The organism is Pseudomonas sp. RC10, from assembly GCF_038397775.1.
In the GTDB taxonomy this organism is placed as follows: domain Bacteria; phylum Pseudomonadota; class Gammaproteobacteria; order Pseudomonadales; family Pseudomonadaceae; genus Aquipseudomonas; species Aquipseudomonas bambusae.
This window is the reverse complement of the sequence record NZ_CP151650.1, coordinates 5,167,626-5,182,556: the sequence shown is the minus strand read 5'-3', so window position 1 is coordinate 5,182,556 and position 14,931 is coordinate 5,167,626. Positions and strand designations below refer to the sequence as shown.

The following is a 14,931-nucleotide window of genomic DNA, read 5'->3' as shown; positions in this document are numbered from 1 at the left end:
GAATTCATTCGCGAAGAGGTTCAGGCGATGGAGATGTACCGGACGTACCGCCGCCTTTACCGCTTCAACGTCTTCTGCCTCGCGATATAAACCGACACCCCCACCGCGCACACCACCATCCCGACCCGCGCCCAAATCATCGGCACCAGCCAGCACGAAAACCCGATGCTCAGCCACATCAAACCGATCGCATAGACCTTGCCCTTCAGCGGAATCCCGTCCCCCTCCAGATACCCACGAATCCACGGACCGAGCCGAGGGTGATCGACCAGCCAATGATAAAAACGGGGAGAGCTGCGGGCGAAGCAGGCGGCCGCCAGGAGAAGAAAAGGCGTCGTCGGCAAGACGGGAAGAAAAATCCCGATCACGCCGAGCGCCACACTCAGCCAGCCGACACCCTGCAGCAGAAACCGCACGAGCCGGGACCGACTCGTGCGGGAAGGGGAATGACTGGAACTGCCTGGCGCCATAGGCGCGACTCAGTGGTGACGCGGCTTGAGGATCGCCGGTTTCTCGTCCGGCGCATGCAGCAGCAGATACAGCGCGGTCAGCGCTTCAGGAATCTGCACGATCATGTCGTCCATCAGGTTCGCATCCGCCGCGATGTCAGCGAACTCGGCCTGCTCGTCGAACAGACCCGAACCGACCATGATCGGCAACAGCATCTCGCTGACTTCTTCCTCGTCGTTCTCGAACCATGCCGATTCACGTAGGAAGACACCTTCCATGAAACCGATGCACCAGCCGCGCAGTTCGGAGTCGTCCGGGTCATCGCCCAGGTCCAGATCGCAGGGCAGTTCGAATTCTTCATCCGACGCCAGCTGACGGGCGATGTGCGCCTTGAGCAGGATCAGCGTCGATTCGATTTCCTCGTGCTGAGCCTTGTCCGCGTAGTGCGGCGGCTCGGCGAACAGCGCGTCGATCCACTCCCGGTCAGGCACGGTTTCAGCACAGATCGAGAGCGCGGTCAGGTAGCCGTGGGCGGCTACATAGTCCAGCGCTTCGTCATGCAGCTCATCGGCATCGAGGAAGGCTTGCAGGCGGTGTAATTGCTCAGCGAAGGACATGGACGGACTACCTTGGAAATAAACGATGCTGAATTCTAGGCTCTGGGGCTTGTAGATGCCAGCGCCGAGGCCTTCGCGGACTGCGTAAAACTGCTGCGCTCGGCAATACTGCGTTAAAAACAGGCAGGAAATGCTCATTTAGAAAACCCTAGACTCCGCTTTCCTGCCTGTTTTTGCCTTGTCTTGCCTTCGCTCGCGACGTTTTACACAGCCCGCGTGGAATCGGCTTTTTGATAATTTCGACCGCTCGTGTCACCGCTGTCCTATCTACTCAAACGCTCCGGTATACTGCCGCGCTTTGCGATTTCAACAGCGATGTTTCACCCGCTGTCGTGGCACCATCCGGGGTATTTATGCTCGACCAGGCTCAACGCGTACTTAAAGACATCTTCGGCTACGACAGCTTCCGTGGTCGCCAGGGTGCCATTATCGAGCGCGTGGCCAGCGGTGGTGATGCGTTGGTCTTGATGCCCACCGGTGGCGGCAAGTCCCTGTGCTTTCAGGTGCCCGGGCTGCTGCGCGATGGCCTGGCGGTGGTGGTGTCGCCGCTGATCGCACTGATGGACGATCAGGTGGCGACCCTCGAAGAACTAGGCGTGTCGGCGGCGGCGCTGAATTCCACGCTCAGCGCGGAACAGCAGCGGGACCTGGCCAACCGCATCCGGCTGGGCGAAGTCAAAATGCTCTACCTCGCCCCGGAACGTCTGGTGCAGCCGCGCATGCTGGCGTTTCTGCAAAACCTCAAGATCGCCCTGTTCGCCATCGACGAAGCCCACTGCGTGTCGCAATGGGGTCATGATTTCCGCCCGGAATACCTGCAACTGGGGCAACTGGCCGAGCTGTTCCCGGACGTTCCGCGCATCGCCCTGACCGCCACCGCCGACAAGCGCACCCGCGAAGAAATCGTCACCCGCCTGCACCTGCAGAACGCCGAGCGTTTCCTGTCGAGCTTCGACCGTCCCAACATCTTTTACCGCATCGTGCCCAAGGAACAGCCGCGCAAACAGCTGCTGGCGTTCCTGTCCGAGCGCCGCAGCGATGCCGGAATCGTCTATTGCCTGTCGCGCAAGAAAGTCGAGGAAACCGCCGCGTTTCTGAGCGACAACGGCTATCCGGCGTTGCCGTACCACGCCGGTCTGCCCATCGAGACCCGCTCCGAGAATCAGCGCCGCTTCCTTAATGAAGAAGGCCTGATCATGGTCGCGACCATCGCGTTCGGCATGGGCATCGACAAGCCCAACGTCCGGTTCGTGGCGCACATGGACCTGCCCAAATCGTTGGAAGCCTACTATCAGGAAACCGGTCGGGCAGGGCGCGACGGTCTGCCCGCCGACGCGTGGATGGCCTACGGTCTGCAAGACGTGGTGATGCTCAAGCAGATGCTGCAAAACTCCGAAGGCGACGAGCGCCACAAGCGCGTGGAGCAACACAAGCTCGATGCCATGTTGTCACTGTGCGAAGAAACCCGCTGTCGGCGTCAGGCACTGTTGGCCTATTTCGACGAAGACATGCCCAACCCCTGCGGCCACTGCGACAACTGCGTCGACGACGTGCAGACCTGGGACGCCACCGAACCTGCCCGTCAGGCACTGTCGGCGATCTATCGGACGGGGCAGCGTTACGGCGTCGGTCATCTGGTGGATGTGTTGCTGGGCAAGGACAACGAAAAGGTTCAGAGCTTCGGGCATCAGAAACTGGCTGTTTTTGGCGTCGGCAAGGGCCGCAGTGAGAACGAATGGCGCACGCTGTTCCGTCAACTGGTGGCCCGTGGTCTCGCGGACACCGACCTTGAAGGCTACGGCGGCTTGCGCCTGAGCGACACCTGCCGCCCGCTGCTGCGCGGCGAAGTCACGTTGGAGTTGCGCCGCGACCTCAAACCCCAGACCACCGCGAAAGCGTCCGGCAGCCCCGCGAGCCAGTTGGTGCGTGGCGAAGAACGCGAGCAATGGGAAGCCCTGCGTGCGCTGCGCCGCAAGCTGGCGGAGGAACATGGCGTGCCACCGTACGTCATCTTCCCGGACTCGACCCTGCTGGAAATGCTCCGCAGCCAGCCCGGCACCATGGCCGAGATGGCGCGGGTCAGCGGCGTGGGTGCGCGCAAGCTGGAGCGTTATGGCGAGGCGTTCCTCGAAGTGCTGGGCGGCGCGGCCCCGGCGCCACGGGTGGTCACCGACCTGCGTCACGAGCTGATCAGCCTCGCCCGCGCGGGCATGACGCCGATGCAGATCGCCGGCCAACTGCAATGCTCGGAAAAAAACGTCTACACGATGCTGGCCGAAGCGATCGGCAAGCAGCAGTTGTCGCTGGAACAGGCGCTGGACCTGCCAGAAGACCTGCTTACCGAAATCCAGGACGCCTTCCTCGACGGCGAAGGCGAACTGCCGCCCGTGGCTGCGATTGCCGAACTGTTCACAGGACGGGTGCCGGAAGGCGTGCTGTACTGCGTGCGCGCGGCGTTGCAGTCGGAATTCGAAGTCTGACCCGGACGCCGATATTCAGGCGTGCGCACCCTCTGTGGGAGCGAATTCATTCGCGAGGGGCCAGTGCACCTTGCGCATCTCGATCGGACGCACCGCCGCCTTGCGAATGAATTTGCTCCTGCCATTTTGCGATCCATGCCTCGGCAGCATTGCGATAGAACGCTTGTTCCCATTCCCCTGTGCGACGAAACGCCACATCCGGCCTCTTGCCTCGTCCCATGCTCCATGGTTAGCTGCCTATTAATTAGGAATCATCTTTAACCATCGAGTTACCTATGCCGTTAACAGAAGAACACCGCTTTGGCATGCAACTGGCCAATCTGTCCCGTGGCTGGCGTGCGGAGCTGGACCGTCGATTGGCCGATCTCGGGTTATCCCAGGCCCGCTGGCTGGTGCTGCTGCATTTGGCGCGTTTCAAGGACGCGGCGCCTACCCAGCGCGAGCTGGCACAGAGCGTGGGTGTGGAAGGGCCGACACTGGCGCGTTTGCTCGACAGCCTGGAAAGCCAGGGCCTGGTCAAGCGTCAGGCCGTCGTCGAAGACCGCCGTGCGAAGAAAATCCTGTTGAGCGACACCGCCCGGCCGTTGATCGAAAAAATCGAGACCATTGCCACCGCACTGCGCCATGAGCTGTTCGAGGGCATCGACGAGGCAGATTTGCGGGTCTGCATGCGTGTGCACTCGACAATTCTGGGCAATCTGGAAAAATCCTGACGATATGGCCCTGCGCCAGCGACAAATACATTGAACCTGTCGAAACATCCTGTTCTATTTGCACCCATACTGATTCTGCCCGGACATGGTGTCCGCACAACGAAATTTGCAGGGAAGCCTGCCTCATAAGGGTTCGCATGCTGAAGAGTTTTCAGGCCGGTAGTCGGCGCGGGAGTTACGGATCATTTCGCGTTCAGTCGGGTCTTCGCACGGGGTTGCTGACGCTGGCAATCGCCTCAGCGTCCATGCTGCACAGCGCCACGGCCGCTGCATTGGGCCTGGGCGATATCACGCTGCATTCCGCGCAGGGTCAGCCCTTCAACGCGGACATTGAGCTGATCGAGGCGGGTGGCCTGAGTCCTGAAGAAATCGTGGTCACCCTGGCCTCGACCGAAGCGTTCGCCAAGGCGGGCGTGGAGCGGGTGTTCTTCCTCAATGACCTGCATTTCACCCCGGTGATCCGAGGCAACCGTGCCATCGTCCATGTGGAGTCACGCAAGGCTGTCACCGAGCCTTATCTGGATTTCGTCGTGCGCCTGTCGCGCCCCAACGGCGATCAGTTCCACGAATACACCGTGCTGCTGGACCCTCCAAACTCTCCCGCTGGCCTGGCTGCCACGCGCAGCCGCACCAACTCGCCTGCGACGGCCGCTAAAACGGATGCGTCGCGCCTGCCCGTTGCCCCGCCGAAAGCGGTGCAAGGCAAGCATTACACCGTGGTGTCCGGTGACACCCTGGCCGGTATCGCACGGCAGATTCAGGCGCCGGGCAGCAAGGCGTCCAGTGCCGAGCTGATCGTTGCGCTTCAAGCGCTCAACCCCCAGGCGTTCCCTCAAGGCACCCGCAGCCAGTTGAAAGTCGGCCAGAGCCTGCTGCTCCCCGACAACGCCGCCGAACCCAAGGTTGCTGCGCCAGCGGGTGCAGCAACTGCCGCAGCTCCGGCGGCGAACGCGCCAACCTCCGTTTCGGTGTCCGCGCCAAACGCACCCGCCGTGAAGCAGAGCGCAGGCGAGCAGTTGACCGCCACCGCCATGGAAAACCAGCAACTGGCCAAGACGGTCGAGGACCTGAAAACCCAGGTCGCGCAGGTTTCCGAAGACGACGCGGCGAAAAACAAACAGATCATCGAATTGCAGACCCAACTGGCCGAAATGAAGGCATTGGCGGCCAGACCCGTGCCACCGCCTGCGCCCGTTGCCACTGCGCCGGTGCAGAAAACCGAACCGGCGGCGACACCCGCTCCAGCCCCGGCGCCCGCTCCCGCGCCGGTGGTCGAGGACGATGAGCTGCCGTGGACGACGATTTTGGCTGGCCTGTTGCTGTTGGTGTTGTTGTTGGCGCTGGGTTGGTCGGTGCGCCGCAATCGGCTCAAGAATCGGCTGGTCGAGTCAGGGGCTCAGCCGGGAGCAGGGTTTGAGCCTGTCGAACCGATCATCAAACCTGCGCAGGGAACGGTCACCCCGGTGTTTGAAGTGCCTGCGGTCACGCCACGTCCAGCGGCCACAACGGCCACCACCCCGGCTGCGTCGGGCGGCCAGCGGCTGGCCGGTGCGGCGACGGATGCCCTCGACGGCGCCAGCATTTACATCGCCTATGGCCGTTTTGCCGAGGCTCAGGCCATTCTCCGCGAAGCCCTTGATCGGCAGCCGCAACGCACCGACGTGCGCCTGCGCATCCTGGAGTTGCTTGGCGAGCAAGGCGACCTGGCCGGGTTCGACGAAGAAGAAAAGATCTTGTTGAACCAGGGCATCGAGCCTCAGAAGTTGCAGGAAATTCGCGCCCGTTATCCGAAACTCAAACCGGCCTTGGCGCCTGTCTCGGTCGAGAAAACCTCATCGGTCGTACCGGCCGTGGCGGGGGCGGCGGTGGTCGCAGCGGCTGCCGCTGCCGCCGTCAATCATGAGAAAGCGCCTGCGCAGTTGGACGAAAATGCGGCTGCAGCGCTCAACCCCGAACCGATCGACGACTTCCAGCTCAACCTGGACGACTTGTCCATGGACGCCGATTGGGACCTGGTCGATCCCTTCGACAGCGCCCCGGCCCCGCGCAAACCTGCGCCGGATGCCGAGCCCGAGTTGGACCCCTTGTTCGCCTCGGACCTCAAGCAGCTGCCGGAAGTCTTCGAAATGCCGGAGGAGCAGTTCCTCAGCGACTTCGCCGAAGAGGATGGGTCGCCAGACATGGAGCTGCGCTTCGAGACCGAATCCGAGCCCGAATCGGTGGCGCAGAGCAACAGCGATTTGATGGACGACGCCTTTCTCGACAGTTTCATGACCGACGACACCGAGTTCGATCTGATGGACATCGAGGACGAAGCGCCGCTGAGCAAGATCAACGAAGCTCAGGTGTTGATCGACGAGGGCAGCATCGACGAAGCGCGGCGCCTGCTGGAAGAGGTCATCGCCGAGTCCGATGACGGTCCGCAACAGACAGCCCGCGATTTGTTGGCGGGGCTGGGCTGATTCATGGGCGACAAGGCCGAAATCACCATCACCTACTGCACGCAATGCCAATGGCTGTTGCGTGCGGCGTGGCTGGCGCAGGAGCTGCTGAGCACCTTCGGCGACGATCTGGGCAAGGTCTCCCTGGTGCCGGGAACGGGCGGAGTGTTTCGCATCACTTGCGATGATGTGCAGATTTGGGAGCGCAAGACTGACGGCGGTTTTCCCGAAGCCAAGGTACTGAAGCAGCGTGTTCGCGACCGGATCGACCCGGATCGCGACCTTGGACACAATGACCGCAGTGCCACGCCACCCCCGGATTGATCCATGATTGTTCGACCGCATCCCAATCTGCGGAGCGTTCTTCTGACGCTCAAAGGTTCGATTGCCCGGCGCATTGCCTCCCGAGCGGCGCTGGTGACGTTTCTGGCGGCCGGCATCGTGCTGATCGAGAGCCTGCACCCGGACTATTTTGCGAAAGTCAGCGCCACGCCGTTCACCTTGCTCGGCCTGTCGCTGTCGATCTTCATGAGCTTTCGCAACAACGCCTGTTACGACCGCTGGTACGAGGCGCGCAAGGCCTGGGGGGACGTGATCACCGAAACCCGCTCCATCATTCGGGAAACCCAAGTGCTCAAGGACGAAGCGCTACGGGGCAGCATCCTGCGAGACCTGTGCGGCTTTGCCCACGCCCTCTGTGCGACGTTGCGCCGTCAGGATGTCGAGAAGGTCACGCAGCATTGGCTGAGCCGCCCGCCGTCGGTGGACAGCGCTAATTATTGCGACCGCATCCTGCGCGAGGTCGGCCGGCAATGCTCGGACGCCAGTGAAAACGGTGAGATCAACGAGTGGCGCTACACCTTGCTGGCCAATCACCTGAGCGTGCTCAGTCGCGTCATCGCTACCTGCGACCGCATCAAGACCACGCCGCTGCCGTTTCCGTACACCTTGCTGCTCCACCGTACGATTTACCTGTTCTGCATTCTGCTGCCCTTCGCCATGGCCGAGCCGCTGGGCTGGATGACCCCGCTGTTCATGGCCATCGTCAGCTACACCTTCTTCGGCCTGGACGCCATCGGCAACGAACTGGAAGACCCGTTCGGCTACGACGAAAACGACCTGCCGCTGGACGCGCTGGTTCGGGTGATAGAACGCGACGTCCTCGATGCCCTGGGCGTGACGCCCCTGCCGCCGATGCTCGAACCGGTGGATTTCGTGTTGACGTGACACGTCGGCCGCGCCCTGACACTGGTCGGATGGGGTCTCTGTGGGAGCGAATTCATTCGCGAGAGCCGTTACATCCGATGGAGATGCGTCGTTTGTAAAACCGATTCGCGAATGAATTCGCTCCTACAGGTGTCTTGCGGCGTGCCTGTAGGGCGGCACTGTAGCCGCTGTCATCAAATTTCAATCTGCTCGTCATGTTCATTTCACCCACTCGGTCCACCCTTGTGAAAACCCGAGTGGAGGCTATCCATGAGCATTGCCGAGAACGTGAAACCCAGTCGTAAGCAGCGTGTCCGGACCTTGTGGATTTCTGATGTACACCTGGGAACCCGGGATTGTCAGGCAGAACACCTGTCCGCGTTCCTCAAACAGTATCAGGCCGACAGGATTTATCTGGTCGGCGATATTATCGACGGCTGGAAACTGCGCGGCGGCATGTATTGGCCTCAGGCGCATACCAACGTTATCCGCCGCCTGCTGACCATGAGCAAGCGCGGCACCGAGGTAATCTACGTCACCGGCAACCATGATGAATTCCTGCGCCGTTACTCGAAGCTGATCCTCGGCAATATCCAGTTGGTGGACGAGGCCGAACACGTCACCGCCGATGGCCGTCGTCTGCTGGTGATCCACGGCGACCAGTTCGACGTCATCACTCGCTATCACCGCTGGCTGGCATTTCTCGGCGACTCCGCCTACGAATTCACGCTGACCCTCAACCGCTGGCTCAATCACTGGCGCGCCAAGTACGGCAAAGGCTATTGGTCGTTGTCGGCGTACCTGAAGCACAAGGTCAAGACGGCCGTGAACTTCATCAGCGACTTCGAAGAAGCCATCGCCCATGAATGCGTGAAGCGCGGGTTGGACGGCGTGGTCTGCGGACACATCCACCACGCGGAAATCCGTCAGGTGGGCGGGGTGGAATACCTCAACTGCGGCGACTGGGTTGAATCCTGCACCGCGCTGATCGAGCACTGGGACGGCACCATCGAGCTGTTTCGCCTGGCCGACGCGCACGTCAAGGCCAAAACCCTGGACGCCCAACCAGCGGCCGAAACCGTTTAAAAGGCGCTCGGTGCTTAAAACGGAACCCTGCCGATCAGCATGTCTTTGTACATCACGAAATCGCCCAGCAAGCTATAGAACGGATGCTTGAACGTGGCCGGGCGATTCTTCTCGAAAAAGAAATGACCGACCCAGGCAAAGGTGTAACCCGCCAACGGCAGCACCCACAGCAGCAGCCAGCTGGCGCTCAGCAGGGCGGTTGCCAGAATCAGCAGCACCAGCGTCGTGCCGATGAAGTGCAGACGGCGGCACGTGCTGTCCCGGTGCTCTTGCAGGTAATACGGGTAAAAGTCGGCGAACCCCTCAAACGTCTTCACGTTATCCACTGCGGTCTTCTCTTGTCGATTTAATGCCCTCAGTCTAGACCAGCACTCCGGACAGTCAGTGACAATGGGTGCCAACGTAGTATCCTTCCGCTATCAGTCGCAGGGGGTGGCTGGTCTGGAAGTAGAAGTGCTGCCATGGAAAAAACGACTTCTTCAAGCTGGGCGATGGGGATCGTCAAGTCGCTCGAAATGGACGGACTGGACTGTCGCGCCTTGTTCACCGAACTGGGGCTGGTGTACGCCGATCTCGAAAACCCGGACGCGCGTTTCCCGCAGGATTCCATGACCCGGCTCTGGACGCGGGCCGTCGAGCTGTCTGGCAATCCTGCGGTGGGCCTGAACATGGCCCGAGTGGTGCGGCCTGCGTCCTTCAGCGTCGCCGGTTATGCCTTGATGTCGAGTCGCACCCTGAAAGAGGGGTTCGAGCGGCTGGTGAAGTATCAGCGCATCATTGCCGACAGCGCCGACCTGAGTTTCAAACTCCTGCCGGAAGGCTACGCGCTGATTTTGACGGTGCATGGCGACCTGCTGCCGCCAACGCGGCAAAGTGCTGAGGCCTCACTGGCCTTTGCCCTCGCGTTTTGTGGGTGGTTGACCGGACGTCCGCTGCACCCCCGCCAAGTGCTGATCCAGGGCGACCAGCCGAAAAACGTCGAGCCCTACAAGAAATTCTTCCATGCGCCCCTGACCTTCAACGCGCCGTACGATGCGCTGGTGTTCGAGCGGGCAGATATGGAAGCGCCACTGCCCACTGCCGACGAGGCCATGGCCAAGCTGCACGATCGCTTTGCCGGGGAGTTTCTGGCCCGCTTCGCCAGCAACCGTGTCACCCATCAGGCGCGGCAAGTGCTGTGCCGGCTGCTGCCGCAAGGCGAGCCGAAACGCGAGGCCGTGGCGCAAAGCCTGCATCTGTCCCAGCGCACGTTGCAGCGGCGTTTGCAGGAGGAGGGCACCAGTTTTCAGACCCTGCTGGATGACACCCGACGAGAGTTATCCGAGCAGTACCTGGCTCAACCACAGATGACCCTGCTGAAGATCGCGTATCTGCTGGGGTTTGCCGATCCGAGCAACTTCTTCCGGGCGTTCCGGCGTTGGTTCGATGAAACCCCGGGGGAGTATCGGATCAGGAAGTCCATCGCCTGACGGTCGATGTTTTGTAGGAGTGAGCTTGCTCGCGATCGCGGTGCGTCAGTCACAGATGCCGTGAGCGGGCGGACGCAATCGCGAGCAAGCTCACTCCTGCAGGGGCCAATCGAGGCTTCAATGCCGCCAAAACGCCGGAACGCACAGCACCAGCACGGTGATGATTTCCAGCCGCCCCAGCAGCATCCCCAACGACAAGATCCATTTCGCCGCATCCGGCAGGGTCGCGAAGTTGCCCGCCGGGCCGATGGTTTCGCCCAAGCCCGGGCCCACGCCTGACACGGTACTTGCCGCGCCGGTGAGTGCGGTCATCCAGTCCAGCCCCAGCAACGACAGGAGCAATGCGATCAGGCAGATGGTGAACGTAAAGAAAAACGAGAATGTCAGGATCGACCGCACGATTTCTTCGTCCAGGCGATGGCCGTTGTACTTTTGCTTGATCACCGCCCGAGGATGAATCAGTTGATTGAGGTTGGCCTTGAGCAGGATGTAGGCGACCTGAAACCGGAACACCTTCACGCCACCCGCTGTCGAGCCCGAGCAGCCGCCGATGAAGCCGATGTAGAAGAAAAACATCAGCGAAAAATTGCCCCACAGGCTGTAGTCGCCCAGCGCGAAGCCCGTGGTGGTGATCACCGACGTGACGTTCAACGCCACATGGCGCAGGGCGTCGTACCACGGCAGGTCGGTGGTGGCCCAATACCAGAGCGTCATCACCAGCCAGGTCACCAGCAGCAGACCGATGAAACCTCGTACTTGCTCATCCTTGATCAACGCCTTGCGGTGCCCGCGCAACGTCGCGACGTACAGGGTGAAGGGCAGGCTGCCGAGGATCATCATCACGATCGCCACCCAGTGCACGGAGGGTTGTGGCCATTTGGCGAGGGACAGGTCGGAGGTGGAAAAACCGCCTGTGGAAATCGCCGACATCGCGTGGTTGATCGCGTCGAACAGGCTCATGCCTGCCCACCAGAACGCGACGCTGCCGATTACGGTGAAGCCGACGTACACCAGCACGATGAACTTGGCGACCATGTGCGAGCGCGGCATGACCTTTTCGGAACGGTCCGACGACTCGGTCTGAAACAGCCGCATGCCACCGATGCGCAGCAAGGGCAGAATCGCCACCGCCATCCCGATGAAGCCGATGCCCCCGAGCCAGTGCAGCAGCGAGCGCCAGATCAGAATCCCCGGCGACATGGTGTCCAGCCCGCTCAGCACCGTAGAGCCGGTGGCCGTGATGCCGGACATGCTCTCAAAAAACGAATCGGTGTAGCTGATGTGCTGGGTCAACAGAAACGGCAGCGCCGCAAATATGCAGACAACCACCCAACTGCTGACGGTGAGCAGGTACATGTCCCGTGGACGCAAGTGCACGTGTTCGGGCCGCCCCTGGCCCACGAGCGCCAACCCGGCGATAAAGGTGATCATGCTCGACCAGAGAAACGAGGGCATGTCGCGGGTTCGGTCGAAGATCACCAGCGTCACCATGGGCACGACCATGGCGATGGCCAGGGTGATGAGGAAGATGCCGATAATGAAGCCGATGATGCGGAGGGTCGGCAACGCCATGCAGTCGCTCTGATCTGTGAAGGAGGAGGCCGCACATTCTACCCGGCAGTCGAATCGTGTAAAACGAGGGCTTTTCCGAGTGTCGTGTAAGTAATTGCTACTGTCATTCGTTATTGAAGTTCAAGAAGGCGTTTGCGGCACTACAATGCCCCATCAATTTTCAGGAGACGACTCAATGGAAGCGCTCGACGTATTGCTCAATCGCGTGTCTGTTCCCCGGCTGGTCGAGCCAGCCCCGGACGCTGCACAGCGCGAGATTCTCTTCGGCGCAGCCCTGCGGGCACCTGACCATGGCGGCTTGCGGCCCTATCGTTTTCTGACCGTGGAAGGTGACGCACGCAATCGCATGGGCGAGCTGCTGGCTCAGTCGCTGCTTGAAAGCGATGGCGCGGCGGATGAAAAGGCGCTGGAGAAAGCGCGTCTCGGCCCATTGCGTGCGCCACTGGTGGTCGTGGTGATCGCCAAGCTGACCGATCACTACAAGGTGCCCAAGAAAGAGCAGGTGATCACCGCAGGTTGCGCGGCCCATGGCGTGCTGCTGGCAGCGTATGCGTTGGGTGTGGGCGCGGTCTGGCGCACGGGCGAGCTCTCGTATTCGGCGTACGTGGCGAAAGGATTGGGTCTGGCGGCGGATGAAGAGGTGGTCGCGTTTCTGTACCTCGGCACCCCTCAGAACCCGCCTCGTGAGGCGCAAAAGCCGGATGTGGCGGATTTCGTGAGTGCGTGGCAGGGGTAAACGCCAGACATCCTGTGGGAGCCGGCTTGCTGGCGAAAGCGGTGTGTCAGCCACCGCCGATGTTACTGAGCTCCCGCTTTCGCCAGCAAGCCGGCTCCCACGGCCTTCGGCCAGAAGCAGGGCGTGTCAGTTATGGGGTGTTCGGTTCGCGCGGCACCACGATACTCGCCACAAACCCGCCCTGCGGGTGATTCTCGAACACCAGAACTCCGCCATGCTTTTCCGCAGCGCGTTTGGCGATGGCCAGGCCCAGGCCATAACCCGGCGCGGTCTGGTTCGGCGCCCGGTAGAAGGGCTCGCCCAACTGCGACAGGTGCTCGGCGCTCACTCCCGGTCCGTGATCGCGCACGCTGATACGCAACCCTTCTTCGGAGGTCCGCGCGCTCAGCTCGATGGGCTGTCCCGCCGGGTTGAAGCGCAGGGCGTTGCGCAAAAGGTTATCCAGCGCCCGTTCCAGCACGTTGGGCCAGCCTTGCAACTGCGCCCCCGGTTGCGATTTCACCGTCACCACTTGCTCGGTGCCGCCCAGCTCGGTTTCGGCTTTCAGGTGATGCAACAGCCCCGGCAGATCGATCGGCGCGGCATTACCCATGTCAGCGTCCAGTCGTGCCAGCGCCAGAATCTCGCTGATCAATTCTTCCAGCCGATCGCATTCGCGGGTCAATCGTGGCCACAGCTTTTCCCGTTCATCCGGTCCGGCGCGCTCGGCGAGGGCCAAGGCGATGCGAAGGCGTGCGAGCGGGGAGCGCAGTTCGTGGGAAACGTCACGCAGCAACTGACGCTGGCTGCTGATCAGGCTTTGCAGGCGTGCGCCCATGCGGTTGAAGTCATGGGCCAGTACGCCGAATTCATCGCGACGGTTGGCCAGCTGCGCGAGGCTGTTCTGCTGGTACGTCGTCTGTCCCAAGTCATGCACGGCACCGCGCAAACGGCTCAAGGGGCGGGTGATCGACAGCGTGACGAACAGGCTGAACAGGGTCAGCACCACCAACGCGATGCCCAGCGCACTGAGCGGCCAGATCAGGCTGCCTCGATGCCACGCGTCCAATTCGGGATGCGGGATACGGTAGATCAGCAGGTAGGTTTCGCTGGTTTTCGGGCTGGTGTATTCAGCGGTCAGGCGGCGCCATGGCAATTGCCGTGGGTCGTCCTTCTGACGGGCTTCGAAGGCCGCTGCGCGGGGAGGGAAGGTGCCGGGGATCACCGCTTCGCCACTGTCGTTCAGCACCTGAACGTCAATATGGTATTTGCGCTTGAGGTTTTGCAGAAAGTCCTGCGCCGGGCCTTCGCCCTGGTCTTCGTACAGCGTCGTCCATTTCTCCGGCAGGTTGTGCAGGCCGGGGTGGCGGCTGAGAATCCAGGCGTCCTGATTGAGCATGTGCCCCAGCAGGATCGAGAGACCCGCCACCAATGCGATCGCGAGCCAGAAGCTCGCCAGGATTCGCCAGAATAATGAACGCACGTGTAGCCCTCGGTCCGATCCCGCAATGAAAACAGCCCGACACGCCGGGGAGAGCGTGTCGGGTTGGGGGAGTGTAAAGCAGCGCCGCGGTGCGGGTTACTGCGTCTTCTGCGCCTTTTGCGCTTTCCAGGCTTCGAACTCGGCGCGATCAGCGCGACGTTGTTCGCGATCTTTCTGCATTTGGTCAAACGTCTTTTGCTGGTCCGGGGTCAGCAGGGCGCGAACGTCGGCCTGGGTTTTTGCCTGTTTGGCCGCGATCTCATCCTTCATCGCTTTCTGGTCGGCGGGCGACAGCTTGGCCAGGTACTTGTGGGTGATGTCGGAACGGCTGTGCCATTGATCGCCCATCAGCTTGCCGACTTGCTGACGCTGTTCCGGGGTCAGGTTGAGTTTGTCGAACGGGCCTTTGTGGTGGTGCATGCCAGGACCGTCAAAGCCTGGACCGCCAGGGCCACCCATGTGACCGCCGTCGGTAGGCGCAGCAGCCATCGCAACGGCAGGCAGGGCAGCGGCGAACATCAAAGCCATCAGAGTCTTACGCATGGTGTATCTCCTTGTCTCGAATCCGGCTCTGTGCCGGTTGTGGCCAGTTTAGGGAGATCAAGGTCAAGCGAGGTCAGCCGTGCGTAAAGCCTGAGTAAAGACGGCGCCCCGGCGTATTTACTCAGATGCAAGGGAAGGGGGGCGCCGCGAGTTTCG

General features: G+C 61.6%; 14 protein-coding genes. 8 read left to right on the top strand and 6 right to left on the bottom strand.

Translation table 11 applies throughout. The features are described from left to right. Nucleotides 1–56 precede the first annotated feature (56 nt). Both AAEO81_RS23585 and AAEO81_RS23580 read right to left on the bottom strand, forming a co-directional pair. The gene (locus tag AAEO81_RS23585; RefSeq protein WP_341959455.1) at nucleotides 57–470 is read right to left on the bottom strand and encodes a YbaN family protein; all 414 of its coding nucleotides are present in this window, start codon (nucleotides 468–470) and stop codon (nucleotides 57–59) included. A 9-nt stretch (nucleotides 471–479) separates the two neighbouring features. Beyond that, complete coding sequence (locus AAEO81_RS23580; protein ID WP_166593339.1) at nucleotides 480–1,067, bottom strand: YecA family protein; 588 nt, start codon at nucleotides 1,065–1,067, stop codon at nucleotides 480–482. A gap of 353 nt (nucleotides 1,068–1,420) precedes the next feature. Between AAEO81_RS23580 and recQ the strand changes: the two genes are divergently transcribed. The 6 genes from recQ (at nucleotide 1,421) to AAEO81_RS23550 (ending at nucleotide 8,993) form a co-directional block, all read left to right on the top strand. Next, nucleotides 1,421–3,547: a DNA helicase RecQ gene (recQ, locus tag AAEO81_RS23575; protein ID WP_341959454.1), complete on the top strand. Its 2,127-nt coding sequence runs from the start codon at nucleotides 1,421–1,423 to the stop codon at nucleotides 3,545–3,547. Nucleotides 3,548–3,822: 275 nt separating this feature from the next. After that, nucleotides 3,823–4,260: a MarR family transcriptional regulator gene (locus tag AAEO81_RS23570; protein WP_341959453.1), complete on the top strand. Its 438-nt coding sequence runs from the start codon at nucleotides 3,823–3,825 to the stop codon at nucleotides 4,258–4,260. 137 nt (nucleotides 4,261–4,397) lie between these two features. Further along, the gene (locus AAEO81_RS23565; RefSeq protein ID WP_341959452.1) at nucleotides 4,398–6,722 is read left to right on the top strand and encodes a FimV/HubP family polar landmark protein; all 2,325 of its coding nucleotides are present in this window, start codon (nucleotides 4,398–4,400) and stop codon (nucleotides 6,720–6,722) included. 3 nt (nucleotides 6,723–6,725) lie between these two features. Beyond that, on the top strand, nucleotides 6,726–7,025 hold the full coding sequence (locus AAEO81_RS23560; protein WP_341959451.1) for a SelT/SelW/SelH family protein: 300 nt from the start codon (nucleotides 6,726–6,728) through the stop codon (nucleotides 7,023–7,025). Between the two features lie 3 nt (nucleotides 7,026–7,028). After that, a complete protein-coding gene (locus tag AAEO81_RS23555; protein ID WP_341959450.1) occupies nucleotides 7,029–7,928 on the top strand; it encodes a bestrophin family ion channel in 900 nt (299 codons plus the stop codon). 249 nt (nucleotides 7,929–8,177) lie between these two features. Next, nucleotides 8,178–8,993: a UDP-2,3-diacylglucosamine diphosphatase gene (locus tag AAEO81_RS23550; protein WP_341959449.1), complete on the top strand. Its 816-nt coding sequence runs from the start codon at nucleotides 8,178–8,180 to the stop codon at nucleotides 8,991–8,993. Between the two features lie 14 nt (nucleotides 8,994–9,007). Here AAEO81_RS23550 and AAEO81_RS23545 read toward each other — a convergent pair whose 3' ends face one another. After that, complete coding sequence (locus AAEO81_RS23545; RefSeq protein ID WP_166593332.1) at nucleotides 9,008–9,319, bottom strand: DUF962 domain-containing protein; 312 nt, start codon at nucleotides 9,317–9,319, stop codon at nucleotides 9,008–9,010. Between the two features lie 135 nt (nucleotides 9,320–9,454). On the opposite strand from AAEO81_RS23545, the gene AAEO81_RS23540 reads away from it, so the two are divergent. Next, entirely contained in the window at nucleotides 9,455–10,462 is a 1,008-nt protein-coding gene (locus AAEO81_RS23540) for an AraC family transcriptional regulator (RefSeq protein WP_341959448.1), read from the top strand. 117 nt (nucleotides 10,463–10,579) lie between these two features. On the opposite strand, the gene AAEO81_RS23535 is transcribed toward AAEO81_RS23540, so the two are convergent. Beyond that, the gene (locus AAEO81_RS23535) at nucleotides 10,580–12,034 is read right to left on the bottom strand and encodes a TrkH family potassium uptake protein (RefSeq protein ID WP_341959447.1); all 1,455 of its coding nucleotides are present in this window, start codon (nucleotides 12,032–12,034) and stop codon (nucleotides 10,580–10,582) included. Between the two features lie 175 nt (nucleotides 12,035–12,209). On the opposite strand from AAEO81_RS23535, the gene AAEO81_RS23530 reads away from it, so the two are divergent. Further along, on the top strand, nucleotides 12,210–12,770 hold the full coding sequence (locus AAEO81_RS23530; protein ID WP_341959446.1) for a nitroreductase family protein: 561 nt from the start codon (nucleotides 12,210–12,212) through the stop codon (nucleotides 12,768–12,770). 130 nt (nucleotides 12,771–12,900) lie between these two features. Here the strand turns inward: AAEO81_RS23530 and AAEO81_RS23525 are convergent, their stop codons facing one another. Both AAEO81_RS23525 and AAEO81_RS23520 read right to left on the bottom strand, forming a co-directional pair. Continuing rightward, entirely contained in the window at nucleotides 12,901–14,232 is a 1,332-nt protein-coding gene (locus AAEO81_RS23525) for a HAMP domain-containing sensor histidine kinase (RefSeq protein ID WP_341959445.1), read from the bottom strand. A gap of 96 nt (nucleotides 14,233–14,328) precedes the next feature. Further along, on the bottom strand, nucleotides 14,329–14,775 hold the full coding sequence (locus AAEO81_RS23520) for an LTXXQ domain protein (RefSeq protein WP_166593327.1): 447 nt from the start codon (nucleotides 14,773–14,775) through the stop codon (nucleotides 14,329–14,331). Nucleotides 14,776–14,931: the final 156 nt, after the last annotated feature.

Coding starts and splice junctions, on each gene's coding strand:
- AAEO81_RS23570 (WP_341959453.1), top strand. CDS start 3,823: ATGCCGTTAACAGAAGAACACCGCTTTGGCATGCAACTGGCCAATCTG.
- AAEO81_RS23550 (WP_341959449.1), top strand. CDS start 8,178: ATGAGCATTGCCGAGAACGTGAAACCCAGTCGTAAGCAGCGTGTCCGG.
- AAEO81_RS23580 (WP_166593339.1), bottom strand. CDS start 1,067: ATGTCCTTCGCTGAGCAATTACACCGCCTGCAAGCCTTCCTCGATGCC.
- AAEO81_RS23585 (WP_341959455.1), bottom strand. CDS start 470: ATGGCGCCAGGCAGTTCCAGTCATTCCCCTTCCCGCACGAGTCGGTCC.
- AAEO81_RS23540 (WP_341959448.1), top strand. CDS start 9,455: ATGGAAAAAACGACTTCTTCAAGCTGGGCGATGGGGATCGTCAAGTCG.
- AAEO81_RS23565 (WP_341959452.1), top strand. CDS start 4,398: ATGCTGAAGAGTTTTCAGGCCGGTAGTCGGCGCGGGAGTTACGGATCA.
- AAEO81_RS23555 (WP_341959450.1), top strand. CDS start 7,029: ATGATTGTTCGACCGCATCCCAATCTGCGGAGCGTTCTTCTGACGCTC.
- recQ (WP_341959454.1), top strand. CDS start 1,421: ATGCTCGACCAGGCTCAACGCGTACTTAAAGACATCTTCGGCTACGAC.
- AAEO81_RS23535 (WP_341959447.1), bottom strand. CDS start 12,034: ATGGCGTTGCCGACCCTCCGCATCATCGGCTTCATTATCGGCATCTTC.
- AAEO81_RS23560 (WP_341959451.1), top strand. CDS start 6,726: ATGGGCGACAAGGCCGAAATCACCATCACCTACTGCACGCAATGCCAA.
- AAEO81_RS23520 (WP_166593327.1), bottom strand. CDS start 14,775: ATGCGTAAGACTCTGATGGCTTTGATGTTCGCCGCTGCCCTGCCTGCC.
- AAEO81_RS23530 (WP_341959446.1), top strand. CDS start 12,210: ATGGAAGCGCTCGACGTATTGCTCAATCGCGTGTCTGTTCCCCGGCTG.